The organism is Pseudomonas sp. GW821-FHT07B01, assembly GCF_059419065.1.
In genome coordinates, this window is the sequence record NZ_JBWKRA010000011.1 from 60,236 (window position 1) to 79,488 (window position 19,253).

A 19,253-nucleotide genomic window follows, 5' to 3' on the forward strand; every position below is an offset into this window, starting at 1 on the left:
CCCTCGCCACAACAAGCCAGCCCCCCACATTGGATCGTAGTGAATTTGAGTTAACCTGACTTCCCTTGCCTCTGCCGAGCGTTCCATGTCCGACTTGCTCGACCGTTACCCGCTCACCGCGGGCACCTATCACGAACTGCTGGACGCCAGCGGCGCGGTGCGTGCCCATTGGCGACGCTTGTTCGATCACCTGCAACGCAGCACGCCCGCACAACTGGCCCAGCGCCAGGCGTTGTTGACGCGCCAGATCCAGGAAAACGGCGTGACCTACAACGTCTACGCCGACCCCAAGGGCGCCGACCGCCCCTGGGAGCTGGACTTATTGCCCCATGTGCTGGCCGCTGACGAATGGCAGCAACTGTCGGCCGGCATCGCCCAGCGTGCGCGCCTGCTCAATGCGGTGCTGGCCGACCTGTATGGCCCGCAGCGCCTGATCAAGGAAGGCTTGCTGCCGGCCGAACTGGTGTTCGGGCATAACAATTTTCTGTGGCCGTGCCAGGGCATCCATCCGCCCGACGGTGCGTTCCTGCATCTGTACGCGGTCGACCTGGCGCGCACGCCGGACGGCCGCTGGTGGGTCACCGCCGACCGTACCCAAGCCCCATCGGGCGCCGGCTACGCCCTGGAAAACCGCACCATCGTGTCCCGCGCTTTCCCGGACCTGTACCGGGATATGCAGGTGCAGCACCTCACCGGTTTCTTTCGCACGCTGCAGGAGACCCTGGCGCGCCAGGCCCCTGGCGATGACCAGCCGCCACTGATCGTGTTGCTCACGCCGGGGCGTTTCAACGAAAGCTATTTCGAACACCTGTACCTGGCGCGCCAGCTCGGCTACCCCTTGGTAGAGGGCGGCGACCTCACCGTGCGTGACAGCACTGTGTTCCTGAAAACGCTCAGCGGCCTGCGCCGGGTGCACGCGATCATGCGTCGCCTCGACGATGATTTCTGCGACCCGCTGGAACTGCGCACTGACTCGGCGCTCGGCGTGCCGGGCCTGCTCGACGCCGTGCGTCAAGGCAATGTGCTGGTGGCCAATGCCTTGGGCAGTGGTGTGCTGGAGTCCCCGGGGCTGCTGGGCTTTTTACCCAGGATCAATGAGTTTTTGTTCGGTGAAGCCTTGATCCTGCCGTCGATTGCCACCTGGTGGTGCGGTGAAGCGCCGGTGCTTGCCGAAGCCTTGGAAAAACTCCCGGAACTGCTGATCAAGCCGGCATTTCCCTCACAAAGTTTCGCTCCGGTGTTTGGTCGCGACCTTGACGACGAACAGCGCCAGGCCCTGGCCGAACGCATGCGTGCGCGGCCCTATGCCTATGTCGCCCAAGAGCTGGCGCAACTGTCTCAGGCGCCGGTATGGCACACCGTGGATGACCACTTGCAACACCGTGCCATTGGTATGCGTGTCTACGCCGTGGCCAGTGAAGACGGTTATCGGGTACTGCCCGGCGGCCTGACTCGCGTGGCGGCCGACGCCGATGCCGAGGTGGTGTCGATGCAGCGCGGCGGGGCGAGCAAGGACACCTGGGTACTCGGTGAACGCGTGCCGGGTGGCGAGCAATGGCGCGCCCAACGCACCATTGGCGCCTATGACCTGGTGCGCCGCGATCCCTATTTGCCCTCGCGCGTGGTGGAAAACCTGTTCTGGTTCGGTCGTTACTGCGAGCGCTGCGACGACAGTGCGCGCTGGCTGCGCATTGTGCTGGCGCGGTATGTCGATGGCGACGATCCGCTGGCGTTGCAGGCCGCCGTCGAACTCGGCGAAAGCCTGCGCCTGTTGCCGGAGGAGGGCGAGCTGCCGGAGCGTCTGCTCGCCGCCTTGCTGGGTGATGACTGGCCTTCAAGCCTGCGCGCCAATTTGCAGCGCTTGCAGTGGGCGGCGTCCCAGGTGCGCGGCAAGTTGTCCAGGGAAAACTGGCAGGCCCTGGTGGAGCTGCAACGCGAAGCCATGGAACTGGAAAGCGACACTGCAGACTTTGGCGAGCTGCTCGACTTTCTCAACCGCCTGGTGATGTCCCTGGCGGCACTGTCCGGGTTTGCCCTGGACGACATGACCCGCGATGAAGGCTGGCGCTTCTTGATGATGGGCCGGCGCATCGAGCGTCTGCAATTTCTGAGCAGCAGCCTTGCGGCGTTCCTGCGTGGCGTGGCGGTGTTTGATCAGGCCGGGTTGGAATGGCTGCTGGAGCTGGGCAACAGCAGCATCACCTACCGCTCGCGCTACCTGGCGGTGCCGCAGTTGATCCCGGTGCTCGACTTGCTGCTGCTCGACGAGCAGAACCCCCATGCGGTGCTGTTCCAGCTCAAGCTGGTGAGCCGCACCCTGCGCCGTCTCAATGATGATTTTGGCGTGCCCCGTGAAACCGGGCTGGCGCCGTTGGTCGAGCGCCTGGCGCGTTTTGACCTGGGCTGCCTGGAGGACGGCCTGTTTGGCGAAACCAGCGTGCGTGCCGCGCTGGACGGCCTGGCCGACCTGTTGCAAGCGGTGGCCGATGAAAGCGGGCAGGTGTCGGATCGCCTGGCGCTGCGCCATTTTGCCCACGTGGATGATGTCAGCCAGCAAACGGTGTCGGTGTAATGAGCGCGCGCTACCAGATTTTCCACGATACCCATTACCACTATGACAGCCCGGTGTCCCTGGCCCAGCAACTGGCGCACCTGTGGCCAAGGCCGTGCGCCTGGCAGAAGTGCACCTGGCAGCAGTTGGATATCAGCCCGGAACCCACCTCGCGCCGCGACGAACTGGACGTATTCGGCAACCCGATCACTCGCCTGGCGTTCGAACGGCCCCATGATGAATTGCTGGTGAACGCCGGGCTCACCGTGGAAGTGCTGGCGCGACCCGCTCTGGACTTCCAGCGGTCGCCGCCCTGGGACCACACCCGCGACAGCCTGATTTACAGCAGCCAGGCATTGAGCGCCGAACTGATCGAAGCCTGTCGTTATCGCTTCGAGTCGCCCTATGTCCATCTGAAGAAAACTTTCGTCGAGTTCTCCGAAAGCTGCTTCCCGCCCGGCGAGCCTTTACTGCTGGGCACGCAGGCATTGATGGAGAAGATCTTCAGCGAATTTACCTTCGATGCCGAAGCCACCCAGGTCGCCACGCCGCTGGTTGAAGTGCTGGAGCGCCGTCGCGGCGTGTGCCAGGACTTCGCTCACCTGATGCTTGCCTGCCTGCGTTCCCGTGGCCTGGCGGCGCGCTATATCAGCGGCTACCTGCTCACCCAGCCACCGCCCGGCCAGCCACGGCTGATTGGCGCGGATGCTTCCCATGCGTGGGTTTCGGTGTTTTGCCCGGTATCAGGCTGGGTGGATTTTGACCCGACCAACAATGTGCAGCCGGCGCTGGAGCACATCACCCTGGCCTGGGGCCGGGACTTTTCTGATGTGTCGCCATTGCGGGGGGTGATTCTGGGGGGAGGCAGCCACGACCCGGAGGTGCGGGTGACGGTGATGCCGCTGGAATGAAAAACGATCATTCCCACGCTCTGCGTGGGAATGCCTGCTGTGACGCTCTGCGTCACCCTTGCGCTGGCTTCAAGCCTGGTGCGGGACGCGGAGCGTCCGGGGCTGCATTCCCACGCGGAGCGTGGGAACGATCATTCTGCTGGGTCTTTCGGGGTTTCGGTCTCGTCAGTTGCCGCTTCACCTTCGGCATCCGGGTTCAGCGCGCCGGCTTCTTCCTCTGCAGCGGCTTTCTTGCGTTGCAGCTTTTCCTCTTTCTTCTGTTCCTTGGCCAAGTCTCTCTGACGTTTGGCGAAGGAGTAATTAGGTTTGGCCATGGGCGATCCTCTAGGGTCGAAGGTGAGGGTGGGCGGCGCGCAGCTGCCTCGGGTCGTCATGGTAGCAGCTTCAGGGGGCCCTTTGCTTTCACTTACCGCAGGCGTAGGCAGCCAGAAGGCCGTTGAACAGGTGATTGAGGTGCATGGCATGAACTCCCGTGAGTGATGGGCCGATCATAATCAGGGTGCGGCAGTTTGGCTGGTTGATTGTGTTGATGAAGCTGATAGCCTAAAGTTGTATACAATCTGTTGATTCAGATCATAAGAACTCAAGCCTGATTGAGGCACCCTTACCGCAATCCGCGTTTTTAAAACCCTGCCTTGGAGATTCACATGTTTGCCAAACTCGTTGCTGTTTCCCTGCTGACTCTGGCGAGCGGCCAGTTGCTTGCTGCAGAGTGCAAGGTCACTGTCGACTCCACCGACCAAATGTCGTTCAACACCAAAGCGATTGAAATCGACAAGAGCTGCAAGCAGTTCACCGTTGAGCTGACTCACTCGGGTAACCTGCCCAAGAACGTGATGGGCCATAACTGGGTGCTGACTACCGAAGCCAATATGCAACCGGTGGCAACCGACGGCATGGCTGCGGGGATCGACAAGGATTACCTGAAAGCCGGTGATGAGCGCATCATCGCCCACACCAAGATCATCGGTGCCGGCGAGAAAGACTCGGTGACCTTCGACGTCTCCAAGCTGAAGGCCGATGAGAAATACAGCTTCTTCTGCTCGTTCCCAGGCCACATCTCGATGATGAAAGGTGCTGTGGTTCTGAAGTAAGACCGCGTTATCGTTCATCGCAGACAAGCCAGCTCCCACATTCGACCGCATTCCCATGTTGGAATCCGGTCAAGTGTGGGAGCTGGCTTGCCTGCGATGGCGATGTGACAATCAATGCAAAACCATCGGGTTCACCTCAAGGCGCAAACGGCATCACCCGCTTGTGCTCAGTCTTGCGATAGGTCTCGCAGATAATCCTGAACGCCTCCTCACGCACCGGCTCTCCCTGCAGGAACGCATCAATCTCGGCATAGGTCACGCCATGTGACGCCTCGTCCGGCTTGCCCGGCGACAGGTCTTCCAGGTCGGCGGTCGGCACCTTCTCCACCAGCGATTCCGGCGCGCCAAAGTGACGGGCAATGGCCCGCACCTGATGCTTCACCAGCCCGCTCAACGGTGCCAGATCGCACGCGCCATCACCGAACTTGGTGTAGAAGCCCATCACCGCTTCCGCCGCATGGTCGGTGCCGATCACCAGCCCACCGGCCGCGCCGGCGATGGTGTACTGCGCCACCATACGCATGCGCGCCTTGGTGTTGCCCAGCACGAAGTCACGGGACGCCGCGGCCTTGCCTTCAAAGGCGGCCACTTCATTGGCCAGGGCTTTAACCGCCGGGCCGATGTTCACGGTGTGACGTTCATCCGGCTCGATAAAGTCCACCGAGGCCTGGGCGTCGTGCTCGTCGAACTGGGTTTCGTAGGGCAGGCGCACGGCGATAAAGCGGTACGCCTCATCGCCGGTGCTGGCGCGCAGTTCCTGCACCGCACGTTGGGCCAACAGGCCTGCGGTCAGGGAGTCGACACCACCACTGATGCCGAGCACCAGGGTCTTGAGCCCGGAATTGCGCAGGCAGTCCTGGATAAAGGCCACGCGCCGGGCAACCTCGGCTTCGAGTGCGGCCTGGTCCTTGAACGGGGCTTGCACCTTGAGCTGTTGTGCAATCTCACGCTGTACGGCTTGCATGATTCACTCCTTGCTGGATAGGGCAGGTACTTTGAAAACGTGACGCAAATAGGCGACAAAATTCGGGTCGGTGCAATGGGTTTTTCCCGCTTCATCGGAAATCTTCGCGACGGGCTGGCCATTGCAGGCGGTCATTTTAAGCACGATGCTCATCGGTTCCACCCCTGGAATATCACAGGTCAGGTTGGTGCCGATGCCAAAGCTCACATTAATGCGACCGCGCAACGCCCGGAATATTTCCAAGGCTTTGGGCAATGTCAGACTGTCGGAGAACACCAGGGTCTTGCTCATCGGTTCGATGCCCAGCTTGTGGTAGTGAGCGATGGCTTTTTCTGCCCACTGGATCGGATCACCGGAGTCATGGCGCAGGCCGTCGAACAGCTTGGCGAAGTACAAGTCGAAGTCGTCCAGGAACGCGTCGGTGGTGATGCAATCGGTGAGGGCGATACCCAACAGGCCACGGTACTCGCGCACCCAGCAATCAAGGGCGGCGATCTGGCTGTCGATCAGGCGCGGGCCGAGTTGCTGGTGGGCCATGATCCACTCGTGGGCCATGGTGCCCAGCGGCTTCATATCGAATTCGCGCGCCAGGTGCACGTTGCTGGTGCCGACAAAACGGCCAGGGAAATCGTGCTTGAGCACGCTGACCACTTCCTTTTGCACCCGGTAGGAAAAACGCCGGCGCGTGCCGAAGTCTGCCACTTGCAGCTCCGACAGCTCATCGCTGCTGGCGTTGGCGGTCAACCAGTCGAACTTGCGATACAGCTGCTCGCGGGCCTGCTCGAGGATCACGGTCTGGTAGCGGTAGCGGTTACGCACCTCGCTGACGATGGCCAGCATTGGCACTTCAAACAGGATCACATGCAGCCACGGTCCGCGCAGGCGGATAAACAACTCGCCGTTCTCGATGCCGGTTTGCACATACCGCAGGTTGAAGCGAAACAGCCCGAGGAAACGCAGAAAATCCGGCTTCATAAAGCTGATGCGTTCCAGGAACCCCAGTTGATCGGGGCTCAGGCTCAGCTCGGCGAGGCGCTCGATCTGGTAACGAATCTCCGCCAGGTAAGGGCGCAGGTCTTCGCTGTTACGGCAACGAAACTCCCATTCAACTTCCACGTTCGGGTAGTTGTGCAGCACCGCCTGCATCATGGTCAGCTTGTAGAAGTCGGTGTCGAGCAGGTTCTGCACGATGCGATCGGCAAACACACTCTCGCTCATAACGGGAATCTCCAGACGGGTCGGCGATGGAGGCCGGCCTTTACGCACAATTGAGGAAGGGGGTTAGTGGCGCATAGACCTGTGGGGGATTGCCAGTGATTTTTTCAGTAAGGCCACTGGCGCCATCGCAGGCAAGCCAGCTCCCACATTTGAAGTGCATTCCAAACGGTGGGAGCTGGCTTGCCTGCGATGGCGATTCTCCAGGCGCTAAAGCACCTGCTCCATCATCCACTTCACAAACTCGCGCACCTTGGGCACCTCCGCCGAATGCTCGGGATACGCCAGGTAGTAAGCATCCTGGCTCGGCATCGCATGTTGCCAGGGGATCACCAACTTGCCCTCGGCCAATTCCTCCTCCACCAGAAAGCGCGGCAATAACGCCACGCCGCATCCCACCTGCGCCGCACGGATACACATATAAAACGTGTCGAACCGCGGGCCATGGTAGCTGTGCTCGGTATGGAAGCCCTGGCTGGCGAACCAGTCATGCCAGCCCTGGGGCCGCGAGGCGTTTTGCAGTAGCACCAGGTCGCTCAGTTGCGTGGGGTCGGTGAAAGGCTGGGCGGGCAGGCTGTCGGGCGAACACACCGGTACCAGCTCTTCACTGAACAGTTTCAGGCTCTCGGTGCCGGGACGTGCGCCCTGGCCGAAATAGAACGCCATGTCGGCCTTGCCTTGCAGTAACTCGTCCGGGTCCTGTTCGTTGCACAGGTCCAGGTGGATCTGCGGGTGGCGCAAACGCCAGCCTTTGAGGCGCGGCACCAGCCAGCGTGCTCCGAAGGTGTAGGGCGTGGACACGCGCAGCACTTCGGTTTCGCCCCCGTAGGAGCGCAGGTAGTGGGTGGACATTTCCACCTGGGTGAGGATCTTGCGCACCTCCACCAGGTACAGGTCGCCCGCCGGGGTCATCTGCAAGCGGCGGCGCACGCGGCGAAACAGCAGGTGTTGCAACAGTTCTTCCAGCTGCGCTACTTGTTTGCTCACCGCGCTTTGGGTGAGGTTCAGTTCCTCGGCGGCGCGGGTGAAGCTCAGGTGGCGGGTGGCCGCTTCGAAACACTGCAGGGCGGTGATCGAGGGCAAATATCTTTTGTTCAGCACGGCATGCCTCTTTTTATTCTTTGCATGAATAAAGGGAATGATATCTCGCCTAATCGTCGTTTGTTGGCAAGTCTTGGGCCAGCTACAAATAGGCTCAGGATCGCCGTGCAAGCAGCGGCGCGATTTTTCTACGCAGATTTGAAGGAGTGACCCATGGTTGCCGCATTGCTTGATCGTCTCGGGGTAAACCCGGCGCTGTACCAGGCCGGGAAACAACCCGTGCATTCACCGATTGATGGCAGCCGTATCGGCAGTGTCCATTGGGAAGGCGCCGCCGAGGTGGAGCAACAGGTCAGTCGCGCCGAGCATGCATTCGAAGCCTGGCGCAAGGTGCCGGCGCCGCGGCGTGGCGAGCTGGTGCGCCAGTTCGGCGACGTATTGCGCGAGTACAAGGCCGACCTGGGCGAACTCGTTTCCTGGGAAGCGGGCAAGATTACCCAGGAAGGCTTGGGTGAAGTGCAGGAAATGATCGACATCTGCGACTTCGCCGTCGGCCTGTCGCGCCAGTTGTACGGCTTGACCATCGCCTCCGAGCGCCCAGGCCACCATATGCGTGAAACCTGGCACCCGCTGGGCGTGGTCGGCGTGATCAGCGCCTTCAACTTCCCGGTGGCTGTGTGGGCGTGGAACACTGCGCTGGCCTTGGTGTGCGGCAACGCGGTGATCTGGAAACCGTCGGAAAAGACCCCGCTCACCGCACTGGCCTGCCAGGCCTTGTTCGAGCGCGTACTGAAAAAATTCGACGGTGCCCCCGAGTACCTCAGCCAAGTGATCATCGGCGGCCGCGACGCCGGCGCTGCGCTGGTGGATGACCCGCGCGTCGTCCTGATCAGCGCCACCGGCAGCACGCGTATGGGCCGTGAAGTGGCACCCAAAGTCGCCGCACGTTTCGCCCGCAGCATCCTTGAACTGGGCGGCAACAACGCGATGATTCTCGGTCCAAGCGCCGACCTGGACATGGCCGTGCGCGCCATCCTCTTCAGCGCGGTGGGCACCGCCGGCCAACGCTGCACCACCCTGCGCCGGCTGATCGCCCATGAGTCGGTCAAGGAAGAAATCGTCACCCGCCTCAAGGCCGCCTATTCCAAAGTGCGCATCGGCCACCCACTGGAAGGCAACCTGATCGGCCCGCTGATCGACAAGCACAGTTTCGACAACATGCAGGACGCCCTTGAGCAAGCCTTGAGCGAAGGCGGCAAGGTGTTCGGCGGCAAGCGCCAACTGCAAGACAAATTCCCCAACGCCTACTACGTATCGCCGGCCATCGTGGAAATGCCCGAGCAAAGCGACGTAGTGTGCAGCGAAACCTTCGCGCCGATTCTTTACGTGATCGGCTACACCGACTTCGCCGAAGCCCTGCGCCTGAACAACGCCGTGCCACAAGGCTTGTCATCCTGCATCTTCACCACTGACGTGCGTGAAGCCGAGCAGTTCATGTCGGCGGTGGGCAGCGACTGTGGCATTGCCAACGTCAACATCGGCCCGAGCGGCGCGGAGATCGGTGGCGCGTTCGGGGGTGAAAAAGAAACCGGCGGCGGGCGTGAATCGGGCTCGGATGCGTGGCGCGGGTATATGCGCAGGCAGACCAATACCGTGAACTACTCGCTGGAGTTGCCGTTGGCACAAGGCATCACGTTCGACTGAGCTGGCACAGTCAATGTGGGAGCTGGCTTGCCTGCGATAGCGGTGGTTCAGTCGATAGTTTCGGTGACTGATACACCGCTATCGCAGGCAAGCCAGCTCCCACAGGTGATTGGGTTTCCCATTCAAAAGAGTATTTGTTTGTTAGGTCTCATCGGAGTCTGGCAATGGCACTGCGCGAAACATGTTTATGGGAACACCTCACCCCAGGCCGTCCCGACCGAGCCGCGCTCAAGGGCGCGGTCAAGGTGGATGTGTGCGTGATCGGCGCCGGCATCACCGGTTTGTCGGCGGCCATTCATTTGCTGGAACAGGGTAAAAGCGTCGCCGTACTGGAAGCCCATCGCACCGGCCACGGTGGTTCGGGGCGCAACGTCGGGCTGGTTAACGCCGGCCTGTGGATTCCACCGGACGAGATCGAGGCCGGTTTCGGCACGGCGGTGGGCAGCCAGCTCAACCGCATGTTGGGTGCGGCGCCGTCCCTGGTGTTCAGTCTGATCGACAAGTACAACATCGACTGCCAATTGCGCCGTGAAGGCACCTTGCACATGGCGCACAACGCCCGTGGCGAGGCGGATTTGCGCAGCCGTGAGCAGCAGTGGAAACGCCGTGGCGCACCGGTTGAGTTACTCACCGGCCAGGCTTGCGAGCAAGCCACCGGTACTCGGAAAATCGCCGCCGCATTGCTGGATCGGCGCGCCGGCACCTTGAACCCCATGGCCTACACCACTGGGTTGGCGAATGCCGCCGCAGCGTTGGGCGGGCAGTTGTTCGATCATTCGCCGGTCACCCAGCTTGAACGCCAAGGCGCCGATTGGTCGGTGCAGACCGCCGAGGGCGCGGTGCAGGCCGCGCAGGTGGTGATCGCCTCCAACGCCTACACCGAAGGCGAATGGACCGAACTGCGGCGTAACTTCTTCCCCGGCTATTACTATCAGGTGGCCTCGGCGCCGCTGACCGATGACGCGGCCAAGCAGATCCTGCCCGGCGGCCAGGGTTCGTGGGACACGCGCCAGGTCCTGAGCAGTATTCGCCGCGATGCCGACGGGCGCCTGTTGCTGGGCAGCCTGGGTAACGGCAACCAGAAACCGGCATGGTTTCTCAAAGCGTGGGCCGATCGGGTGCAGCAACACTACTTCCCGTACCTCAAACCGTTGCAATGGGAATTCACCTGGACCGGCTGCATCGCGTTCACCCCCGACCACTTGATGCGCCTGTTCGAACCGGCCCCCGGCCTTGTGGCGGTTACCGGTTATAACGGGCGCGGGGTGACCACCGGCAGCGTAGTGGGCAAGGCGTTTGCCGACTACCTGTGTCACCAGGACCCCCAAGCCTTACCGATCCCTTTTGCCCCTATGCAACCTCTGGCCGCTGTGGGCCTGCGCAGTTGCCTGTATGAAGCCGGCTTCTCGCTCTATCACGCCGGGCAATGCCTGAGGATCGTGATCTGATCAGCGAAATACCCCTCAGAAGCCTGCGTTTTCTTAGCAGGCTACCCATCTGTATTGGTGCAAGTCGTAGCAATCACGCACTGTAAATGTGCAGTTCCGTTACGCACGTTGTTACAGCTGTAGGAACTGTCGTTTATGCCTGTGGTTGCAGGTGCGACCTACCAGGGTTGTACTTTTTTGCAGTGCTGGTTGCACCCGTAGACGCTAGACGGTTGCACGTCCTGGCAAAAGGCGTCGAAACGCCTGTAATAACAATGACACCGTGTCTTTTTGAAGAATAAAAAAGTAATGGCACGCGGCTTGCTCTGAGCTTTCAGTGAAAAGTTTGAATGCAAGTTGTCGTGCCAAAAATCAAAAATATCGGAGCACCACTCATGTCCCAGACGTTTTACAAGAAAGGTTTTCTGGCCCTCGCCGTTGCTGCGGCGCTGGGTGTTTCTACGTTTGTTCAAGCTGATGTGAAAATTGGTGTGGCAGGCCCGATGACGGGTGCCAACGCCGCTTTCGGTGAGCAGTACATGAAGGGTGCCCAGGCGGCAGCCGACGTTATCAACAAGGCCGGCGGCATCAACGGCGAGCAGATCAAGCTGGTAGCGGGCGATGACGCCTGTGAACCCAAGCAGGCCGTGGCCGTGGCCAACCGCCTGGCCGACCAGGACAAGGTGATCGGCGTGGTCGGGCACTTCTGCTCCTCCAACACCATCCCGGCGTCTGAGGTTTACGACGAAGCGGGCATCATCGCCATCACCCCAGGCTCCACCAACCCACAAGTGACCGAACGCGGCCTGGGCGCCATGTTCCGTATGTGCGGGCGTGACGACCAGCAAGGCATCGTCGCCGGCGACTACATCGTCGACGTGCTCAAGGGCAAGAAAGTCGCGGTGATCAACGACAAGGACACCTACGGCAAAGGCCTGGCCGACGCCACCGCCGCCCAGTTGACCAAGCGCGGCGTCAAGCCGGTGCTGGAAGAGGGCCTGACCCGAGGTGAGAAAGACTTCAGCGCCCTGGTTACCAAGATCCGTTCCCTGGGCGCTGACGTCGTGTACTTCGGCGGCCTGCATCCGGAAGCCGGCCCACTGGTGCGCCAGATCCGCGAAGCGGGCTTGAAAGACGTCAAGTTCATGTCCGATGACGGCGTGGTCACCGACGAGTTGGTAGCCACCGCCGGCGGCGCGCAGTACGTCGATGGCGTGTACATGACCTTCGGCGCCGACCCACGCCTGCTGCCGGACAGCAAGACGGTCGTGGAAGAGTTCCGCAAGAACGGCACCGAGCCTGAAGGCTACACCCTGTACGCCTACGCCTCGATCCAGGCCCTGGCCGCCGGCTTCAACGGTGCCAAGTCCAACAAGGGCGAAGACGCTGCCAAGTGGCTCAAGGCCAACCCGGTTAAAACCGTCATGGGCGAAAAAGCCTGGGATGCCAAGGGCGACCTGAAAGTCTCTGACTACGTGGTTTACCAGTGGGACAAAGACGGCAAATACCATCAGTTGGAAAAGCAGAAGTAAGTACAAGCACCACGGCCCTAAGGTTAGGGGGGGCTTGTTGTGGCGAGGGAGCTTGCTCCCGCTGGAGTGCGTAGCACTCCCAACCGCTTACCGAAATACATCTGATGTATCTCGATTGCCCAGTTTGGGGCTGCTTCGCAGCCCAGCGGGAGCAAGCTCCCTCGCCACATAAGCCAGCTCCCACAGAGGGCCTGGTTGCCTGCTCTATTGCAACAAACCTGTCTTTTCCTCCAGAAGCGCCGCACACCCACAGGTGTGCAGGTGCTCACCGCGTGAGATTGCGTTATGGATGGTATTTTCCTGCAGCAACTGGTCAACGGCCTGACCCTCGGGTCGGTCTATGGCCTGATCGCCATCGGCTACACAATGGTCTATGGCATCATTGGCATGATCAACTTCGCCCACGGCGAGGTTTATATGATTTCCGCTTACCTCGCGGCGATCAGTCTGGCACTGCTGGCTTACTTCGGCATCGAATCCTTCCCTCTGCTCATTCTCGGTACTTTGATCTTCACCGTAGTCGTCACCGGCGTGTACGGTTGGGTGATTGAGCGTGTCGCCTACAAACCCTTGCGTAACTCCACCCGCCTGGCACCGCTGATCAGCGCCATCGGTATCTCGCTGATCCTGCAGAACTACGCGCAGATCGCCCAGGGCGCCAAGCAACAAGGCATTCCCACCCTGCTGGCCGGCGCCTGGCGCGTCGATATCGGCACCGGGTTCGTGCAACTGACCTACACCAAAGTGTTCATCCTGGTCGCCGCTTTTGCCGGCATGGCCTTGCTCACCTACATCATCAAATACACCAAGCTCGGCCGCATGTGCCGTGCTACCCAGCAAGACCGCAAGATGGCCTCGATCCTGGGCATCAACACCGACCGCGTGATCTCCTACGTGTTTGTCATCGGTGCCGCCATGGCCGCCCTGGCCGGCGTGCTGATCACCCTCAATTACGGCACCTTCGACTTCTATGCCGGCTTCATCATCGGCATCAAGGCGTTTACCGCAGCGGTACTCGGCGGCATCGGCTCCCTGCCTGGGGCGATGCTGGGCGGGATCATCCTCGGTATCTCCGAGTCGCTGTTCTCGGGGTTGATCAACTCTGACTACAAAGACGTGTTCAGTTTCTCCCTGCTGGTGGTGATTCTGATTTTCCGTCCCCAGGGCCTGCTTGGTCGCCCACTTGTGGCGAAGGTGTAAACATGTCTGCTGCCAAATCCATTGATATCAAGAAAAGTGTGGTCGATACGGTCCTCGCGGGGCTGATTTCGCTGATCGTGTTCGGCCCGATTGTCGGCGTGGTGCTCGACGGCTACAGCTTCAACCTGGAACCTGCGCGGGTTGCCGTGCTGGTCGCCATCGTGATGGCCGGGCGCTTTGCCCTCAGCCTGTTCCTGCAAACACCCAAGGGCGTGAAGATCCTGCAGGGGTTCGAGAGCAGCGGCTCCGGCGTGCACGTGCTGCCACCGGATTACAAGTCGCGGCTGCGCTGGATCATCCCGGCGCTGATCGTGATCGCCATCGTGTTCCCGATCTTTGCCAACAAGTACCTGCTCACCGTGGTGATCCTCGGGCTGATCTACGTATTGCTCGGCCTGGGGCTGAACATCGTGGTGGGCCTGGCGGGCCTGCTCGACCTGGGTTACGTGGCGTTCTATGCCATCGGTGCCTACGGCCTGGCGCTGGGTTATCAATACCTGGGCCTGGGCTTCTGGACGGTGCTACCACTGGCGGCCATCGCGGCGGCGTTGGCGGGGTGCATACTCGGCTTCCCGGTGCTGCGAATGCACGGTGACTACCTGGCCATCGTGACCCTGGGTTTTGGTGAAATCATACGCCTGGTGCTCAACAACTGGCTGTCGTTCACCGGCGGCCCGAACGGGATGCCGGTGCCGTCACCGACCTTCCTGGGCCTGGAGTTCGGCAAGCGTGCGAAGGATGGCGGCATTCCGTTTCACGAGTTTTTCGGCATCGATTACAACCCCAACATCAAGTTCATGTTCATCTACATCGTGCTGTTTCTGGTGGTGCTGGCCGTGCTGTACATCAAGCATCGCCTGACGCGCATGCCGGTCGGTCGCGCCTGGGAAGCCCTGCGCGAAGATGAAATCGCCTGCCGTTCCATGGGCCTGAACCATGTGCTGGTCAAACTCTCAGCCTTCACCATCGGCGCGTCCACCGCCGGTTTGGCCGGGGTGTTCTTTGCCAGCTACCAGGGCTTCGTCAACCCGTCGTCGTTTACCTTCTTCGAGTCGGCGTTGATCCTCGCCATTGTGGTATTGGGCGGCATGGGCTCGACGGTTGGCGTGGTGATCGCAGCGTTCGTGTTGACCGTGGCGCCGGAACTGCTGCGTAGTTTTTCCGAGTACCGCGTGCTGCTGTTTGGGGTGTTGATGGTGGTGATGATGATCTGGCGACCGCGTGGCTTGATTCGGATTAGCCGTACCGGTGTGACGCCACGCAAAGGGGTAGCGCCATGAGCAAGGAAGTCGTGCTGTCCGTCGAACACCTGATGATGCACTTCGGTGGTATCAAAGCCTTGAGCGATGTAAGCCTCAAGGTTGAACGCAACTCGATCTTCGCCCTGATCGGCCCCAACGGCGCCGGCAAGACCACGGTGTTCAACTGCCTCACCGGCTTCTACAAAGCCAGTGGCGGCAAGATCGAGCTCAACGTGCGCGGCAAGCAAACCAACGTGATCCAACTGCTCGGCGAGCGCTTTGAGGCCACCGACTTCGTGTCGCCCAAAAGCTTCCTCAGCCGCGTGTACTACAAGATGTTCGGCGGCACCCACCTGGTAAACCGTGCCGGGCTGGCTCGCACCTTTCAGAACATTCGCCTGTTCAAGGAAATGTCGGTGCTGGAAAACCTGCTGGTGGCCCAGCACATGTGGGTCAACCGCAACATGCTTGCCGGCATCCTCAACACCAAGGGCTACCGCAAGGCCGAAAGCGATGCGCTGGACTGCGCGTTCTACTGGCTGGAAGTGGTCGACCTGGTGGACTGCGCCAACCGTCTGGCCGGCGAGCTCTCCTACGGCCAGCAGCGCCGCCTGGAGATCGCCCGCGCCATGTGCACGCGGCCGCAGATCATCTGCCTGGACGAACCGGCAGCCGGCCTCAACCCGCAGGAAACCGAAGCCCTCAGCGCGATGATTCGCCTGCTGCGCGACGAACACGACCTTACGGTGGTGCTGATCGAACACGACATGGGCATGGTGATGAGTATTTCCGACCACATTGTGGTGCTGGACCACGGCAACGTGATCGCCGAAGGCGGCCCGGATGCGATCCGCAACGACCCGAAAGTGATCGCCGCCTACCTGGGCGCGGACGAAGAGGAGCTGGTATGAGCGCACCTATCCTCGAAATGAAGGACCTGGACGTGTTCTACGGCCCGATCCAGGCCCTGAAAAAAGTCTCGCTGCACATCAACGAAGGCGAAACCGTCAGCCTGATCGGCTCCAATGGCGCGGGTAAGTCCACGTTGCTGATGTCGATCTTCGGTCAGCCTCGGGCCGAGTCGGGGCAGATCCTCTACAACGGCGTCGACATTACCCACAAGTCGTCCCACTACATCGCTTCCAACGGCATTGCGCAGTCGCCGGAAGGGCGGCGGGTGTTCCCCGACATGACCGTCGAGGAAAACCTGCTGATGGGCACCATCCCCATTGGCGACAAGTTCGCCAGCGAGGACATGCAACGCATGTTCGAGCTGTTCCCCAGGCTCAAGGAGCGACGCAACCAGCGGGCGATGACCATGTCCGGTGGTGAGCAACAAATGCTCGCCATCGCACGTGCGCTGATGAGCCGGCCCAAGCTGTTGTTGCTCGATGAGCCAAGCCTGGGGTTGGCGCCGATTGTGGTGAAGCAGATCTTTTCCACCCTGCGCGAGCTGGCGTCCACCGGTATGACCATCTTCCTGGTGGAGCAGAACGCCAACCATGCGCTGCGCTTGTCGGATCGGGCGTATGTGATGGTCAATGGTGAGATTCGCCTGACCGGCACCGGCAAGGAGTTGCTGGTGAACGAGGACGTGCGTAACGCCTACCTGGGCGGTCACTGACCTAAGATCCAGGCGCATCAACCCTGTGGGAACCGGGCCTTATGTGGGAGCCGGGCTTGCCCGCGATAGCATCACCTCGGTCTAGCTGACATACCCAGGTGGCCGCATCGCAGGCAAGCCAGCTCCCACCCAAAGCCGGTTCCCACATTTGTTTTTGCGGTGTCAACAAGCCCTCCACCAAATTGTGGAAAACAAATCCAGCCCACCTCAAAAGCGCGACATATAGCCGCCGCAAATCCCTGTTTTGTCACAGTTTTGACTTGTCCCCATCCACTGTGGAACCGGCTGTGGGTAACGTGGGAGTAGCTGGCTGAAAGCCTTTAACCACGTGGCTTGTAGCGTGTTGGTTGTTTTTCGATCAGGGTGTTTTTCGCGACCGTATCAAGGGTTTGTCAACCTGTTTAAAGACACAGGTATATGAACGAAATAAGTCCTTTCAGCCTGTGGATAAGTCTGTGACTAAACTCTGGAAAGACTTGCGCAGGGGCCGGAATGACTGGCCTGGAGCCATCGTTGTGTTTTTCCGCCTTTGTCAGCGGCTACATAGGCGCTCGCCCAGGTCAAGCAAAAAACTTTATAAAATCGCCTGCAACCCTTGTACACAGCGGCTTTGAGCCGTTTGCACTTGCCCCCAAAGACTGTGGGCGCAGTTGTGGATAACCTGCGCGCATATGGCTGCAAGCTACGGTTTATAAGGCTTTGCGAGGATTGGTTAAAAAGTGATCAGCCAAGCATGCGTGTGTGTGCACAGCGGTTGCCGCAAACGCGGCGTAAGGGCATTCTGCTGGCTGTTTTTTTCCCGATGCCCGCAAGGAGAACCCCATGTCTGACACGCTGTTTATCACTGGCGCTACTTCAGGTTTCGGCGAAGCCTGTGCCCGTCGCTTTGCCGAGGCCGGTTGGAAACTGGTGCTCACTGGTCGTCGTGCCGAGCGCTTGAACGCCTTGGCCGAAGAGCTTTCCAAGCAGACCGAAGTGCATGGCCTGGTGGTGGATGTGCGCGACCGCAAAGGCATGGAGGAGGCCATCGCCAACCTGCCGGCGTCGTTCGCCACGCTGCGCGGCCTGATCAACAACGCCGGCCTGGCCGTGGGCACCGACCCTGCGCCCAAGTGCGACCTCGACGATTGGGAAACCATGGTCGATACCAACATCAAGGGCCTGCTGACCACCACTAACCTGCTGTTGCCGCGCCTGATTGCCCATGGCCGCGGTGCCGGGATCATCAACCTGGGTTCCATCGCCGGTAACTACCCGTACCCGGGCAGCCACGTATACGGCGGTTCCAAGGCGTTCGTGAAGCAGTTTTCGCTGAACCTGCGCTGCGACTTGCAAGGCACCGGCGTGCGTGTGACCAATATCGAGCCGGGCTTGTGTGAAAGCGAGTTCTCCCTTGTGCGCTTCGGCGGTGACCAGGCGCGTTATGACGCCACCTACGCAGGTGCCGAGCCGATCCAGCCGCAGGACATTGCCGATACGATTTTCTGGGTGATGAACACCCCGGCCCACGTGAACATCAACCGCCTGGAGCTGATGCCGGTGAGCCAGACCTGGGCTGGGTTTGCGATTGAGCGTGGGGCCAAAGGCTAAGACCGCGTCGCTGCCATCGCAGGCAAGCCAGCTCCCACATTTGACGGTATTCACACATCCAAGTGTGGGAGGGGGCTTGCCTGCGATGGCGGCAAATCGGCCAAAATGCGGCATAAGGTACACTGCCCGCCTGAAAACCCCACCGCACCCAGCGGTTTAAAGGTTTTGACAGGAGGCAATGTGAGTAACCGAGGTGAGCAGGCACTGCTCAAACAATCGACTATCCTGATGTTCGCAGTCGCGATCGCCGGGATTGTCACGGGTGTGATATCCGGCGCCCAATCCATTCTGTTCGACGGCTTTTTTTCGCTGATCGCCACCGCCATCAAGGTGTTGATGCTGATCACGGCCAAGCTGATCGCCAAGAAAAGCAACGAGCGTTTCCAGTTCGGCTATTGGCACCTGGAGCCAATGGTGCTGTTGATCGAAGGCAGTTTCCTGCTGCTGATCGCCATCTACGCGTTCCTCAATGGCGTGTTCGGCATTATCAATGGCGGGCGCGAAATCGAGTTGGGGCTGGTGATCATTTATGCGGCGGTGTTTACCGTCGTGGAGTTCGCCTACTTCTTCTATGTGCGCTACCGCAATCGCACACTCAAATCGTCATTGATCCAGTTCGACAACATCAGTTGGCTGGTGGACGCGATGCTGTCGGTGGGCTTGCTGATCAGCTTCCTGGCCGCGCTGTTGCTCAAGTCCCAGGGCTATGGCGAGTGGGCGGTCTACGTGGACCCGTTGATCCTGATCCTGCTGGCCCTGAGCATGCTGGCGCCGGCCTTCAAGATCCTGCGCCCGGCGCTGCGCGAAGTGTTGGGGATCGCGCCGGATCACTTGGACGACAAGGTCCGCGAAGTGATGGACGCGGCTCAGGCCAAGCATGGTTTCGACGACTACGTGTCCTATGTGCAGAAGCACGGGCGTGCACGGTTTATCGAGATTCATGTGGTGCTGCCAGCGGATTACCCGGTGGATAACGTCGCCACCCTCGATGGGCTGCGTGAAGAGATATCCACAGGGCTGGGGGCGGCGGATGCGGCGCGGTGGTTGACGATCAGTTTTACCGGTGACCGCAAGTGGATTGCCTAAAGTCTGTTAGAGCGAGGTGAGGCTATCGCAGGCAAGCCAGCTCCCACATTTAAATGTGCGAACACTATCAACT

At 60.5% G+C, this 19,253-nt stretch carries 16 protein-coding genes; 12 read left to right on the forward strand and 4 right to left on the reverse strand.

Features of this window, described 5'->3' with window-relative positions; translation table 11 throughout:
• Positions 1-85: 85 nt before the first annotated feature.
• Both AC07S6_RS14215 and AC07S6_RS14220 read left to right on the forward strand, forming a co-directional pair.
• A complete protein-coding gene (locus AC07S6_RS14215; protein ID WP_495112503.1) occupies positions 86-2,572 on the forward strand; it encodes a circularly permuted type 2 ATP-grasp protein in 2,487 nt (828 codons plus the stop codon).
• Positions 2,572-3,462, forward strand: a complete 891-nt coding sequence (locus AC07S6_RS14220) for a transglutaminase family protein (protein WP_495112504.1) — start codon at positions 2,572-2,574, stop codon at positions 3,460-3,462. The genes AC07S6_RS14215 and AC07S6_RS14220 overlap by 1 nt, the downstream gene beginning before the upstream one ends.
• 131 nt (positions 3,463-3,593) lie before the next feature.
• On the opposite strand, the gene AC07S6_RS14225 is transcribed toward AC07S6_RS14220, so the two are convergent.
• The gene (locus AC07S6_RS14225) at positions 3,594-3,776 is read right to left on the reverse strand and encodes a hypothetical protein (protein WP_014716683.1); all 183 of its coding nucleotides are present in this window, start codon (positions 3,774-3,776) and stop codon (positions 3,594-3,596) included.
• A 333-nt stretch (positions 3,777-4,109) separates the two neighbouring features.
• On the opposite strand from AC07S6_RS14225, the gene azu reads away from it, so the two are divergent.
• Positions 4,110-4,556 carry an azurin gene (gene azu / locus AC07S6_RS14230; protein WP_014716684.1) on the forward strand — a complete coding sequence of 149 codons (447 nt, stop codon included), beginning with the start codon at positions 4,110-4,112 and terminating at the stop codon, positions 4,554-4,556.
• A gap of 136 nt (positions 4,557-4,692) precedes the next feature.
• Here the strand turns inward: azu and nadE are convergent, their stop codons facing one another.
• The 3 genes from nadE to AC07S6_RS14245 all read right to left on the reverse strand — a co-directional run bounded on the left by nadE (position 4,693) and on the right by AC07S6_RS14245 (position 7,836).
• Entirely contained in the window at positions 4,693-5,520 is an 828-nt protein-coding gene (gene nadE / locus AC07S6_RS14235) for an NAD(+) synthase (RefSeq protein ID WP_014716685.1), read from the reverse strand.
• A 3-nt stretch (positions 5,521-5,523) separates the two neighbouring features.
• Positions 5,524-6,738, reverse strand: coding sequence for a nicotinate phosphoribosyltransferase (gene pncB / locus AC07S6_RS14240; protein WP_495112505.1), 1,215 nt, complete (start codon positions 6,736-6,738; stop codon positions 5,524-5,526).
• 207 nt (positions 6,739-6,945) lie between these two features.
• Positions 6,946-7,836, reverse strand: coding sequence for a LysR family transcriptional regulator (locus tag AC07S6_RS14245; RefSeq protein WP_019818295.1), 891 nt, complete (start codon positions 7,834-7,836; stop codon positions 6,946-6,948).
• A gap of 153 nt (positions 7,837-7,989) precedes the next feature.
• Between AC07S6_RS14245 and amaB the strand changes: the two genes are divergently transcribed.
• The 9 genes from amaB to AC07S6_RS14290 all read left to right on the forward strand — a co-directional run bounded on the left by amaB (position 7,990) and on the right by AC07S6_RS14290 (position 19,180).
• Positions 7,990-9,480, forward strand: a complete 1,491-nt coding sequence (amaB, locus tag AC07S6_RS14250; protein WP_495112506.1) for an L-piperidine-6-carboxylate dehydrogenase — start codon at positions 7,990-7,992, stop codon at positions 9,478-9,480.
• 164 nt (positions 9,481-9,644) lie between these two features.
• Positions 9,645-10,928 carry an L-pipecolate oxidase gene (gene amaA / locus AC07S6_RS14255; RefSeq protein ID WP_495112507.1) on the forward strand — a complete coding sequence of 428 codons (1,284 nt, stop codon included), beginning with the start codon at positions 9,645-9,647 and terminating at the stop codon, positions 10,926-10,928.
• A 374-nt stretch (positions 10,929-11,302) separates the two neighbouring features.
• Positions 11,303-12,439, forward strand: coding sequence for a branched-chain amino acid ABC transporter substrate-binding protein (locus AC07S6_RS14260; protein ID WP_005784282.1), 1,137 nt, complete (start codon positions 11,303-11,305; stop codon positions 12,437-12,439).
• Positions 12,440-12,724: 285 nt separating this feature from the next.
• The gene (locus AC07S6_RS14265; protein ID WP_003188099.1) at positions 12,725-13,639 is read left to right on the forward strand and encodes an ABC transporter permease subunit; all 915 of its coding nucleotides are present in this window, start codon (positions 12,725-12,727) and stop codon (positions 13,637-13,639) included.
• 2 nt (positions 13,640-13,641) lie between these two features.
• On the forward strand, positions 13,642-14,919 hold the full coding sequence (gene livM, locus AC07S6_RS14270) for a high-affinity branched-chain amino acid ABC transporter permease LivM (RefSeq protein ID WP_003188100.1): 1,278 nt from the start codon (positions 13,642-13,644) through the stop codon (positions 14,917-14,919).
• The gene (locus tag AC07S6_RS14275) at positions 14,916-15,791 is read left to right on the forward strand and encodes an ABC transporter ATP-binding protein (protein WP_005784285.1); all 876 of its coding nucleotides are present in this window, start codon (positions 14,916-14,918) and stop codon (positions 15,789-15,791) included. Before livM ends, AC07S6_RS14275 begins: the two co-directional genes overlap by 4 nt.
• Complete coding sequence (locus tag AC07S6_RS14280) at positions 15,788-16,504, forward strand: ABC transporter ATP-binding protein (RefSeq protein ID WP_003188103.1); 717 nt, start codon at positions 15,788-15,790, stop codon at positions 16,502-16,504. Before AC07S6_RS14275 ends, AC07S6_RS14280 begins: the two co-directional genes overlap by 4 nt.
• Positions 16,505-17,326: 822 nt before the next feature.
• On the forward strand, positions 17,327-18,094 hold the full coding sequence (locus AC07S6_RS14285; protein WP_495112508.1) for an SDR family oxidoreductase: 768 nt from the start codon (positions 17,327-17,329) through the stop codon (positions 18,092-18,094).
• Between the two features lie 180 nt (positions 18,095-18,274).
• On the forward strand, positions 18,275-19,180 hold the full coding sequence (locus AC07S6_RS14290; protein WP_003188105.1) for a cation diffusion facilitator family transporter: 906 nt from the start codon (positions 18,275-18,277) through the stop codon (positions 19,178-19,180).
• Positions 19,181-19,253 lie beyond the last annotated feature (73 nt).

Bases quoted from the DNA above. Each gene is read 5' to 3' on its own strand.
- AC07S6_RS14285 (WP_495112508.1), top strand. From the start codon at position 17,327: ATGTCTGACACGCTGTTTATCACTGGCGCTACTTCAGGTTTCGGCGAA.
- AC07S6_RS14260 (WP_005784282.1), top strand. From the start codon at position 11,303: ATGTCCCAGACGTTTTACAAGAAAGGTTTTCTGGCCCTCGCCGTTGCT.
- AC07S6_RS14220 (WP_495112504.1), top strand. From the start codon at position 2,572: ATGAGCGCGCGCTACCAGATTTTCCACGATACCCATTACCACTATGAC.
- AC07S6_RS14280 (WP_003188103.1), top strand. From the start codon at position 15,788: ATGAGCGCACCTATCCTCGAAATGAAGGACCTGGACGTGTTCTACGGC.
- AC07S6_RS14215 (WP_495112503.1), top strand. From the start codon at position 86: ATGTCCGACTTGCTCGACCGTTACCCGCTCACCGCGGGCACCTATCAC.
- livM (WP_003188100.1), top strand. From the start codon at position 13,642: ATGTCTGCTGCCAAATCCATTGATATCAAGAAAAGTGTGGTCGATACG.
- AC07S6_RS14265 (WP_003188099.1), top strand. From the start codon at position 12,725: ATGGATGGTATTTTCCTGCAGCAACTGGTCAACGGCCTGACCCTCGGG.
- AC07S6_RS14225 (WP_014716683.1), bottom strand. From the start codon at position 3,776: ATGGCCAAACCTAATTACTCCTTCGCCAAACGTCAGAGAGACTTGGCC.
- pncB (WP_495112505.1), bottom strand. From the start codon at position 6,738: ATGAGCGAGAGTGTGTTTGCCGATCGCATCGTGCAGAACCTGCTCGAC.
- amaB (WP_495112506.1), top strand. From the start codon at position 7,990: ATGGTTGCCGCATTGCTTGATCGTCTCGGGGTAAACCCGGCGCTGTAC.
- azu (WP_014716684.1), top strand. From the start codon at position 4,110: ATGTTTGCCAAACTCGTTGCTGTTTCCCTGCTGACTCTGGCGAGCGGC.
- amaA (WP_495112507.1), top strand. From the start codon at position 9,645: ATGGCACTGCGCGAAACATGTTTATGGGAACACCTCACCCCAGGCCGT.
- AC07S6_RS14275 (WP_005784285.1), top strand. From the start codon at position 14,916: ATGAGCAAGGAAGTCGTGCTGTCCGTCGAACACCTGATGATGCACTTC.
- nadE (WP_014716685.1), bottom strand. From the start codon at position 5,520: ATGCAAGCCGTACAGCGTGAGATTGCACAACAGCTCAAGGTGCAAGCC.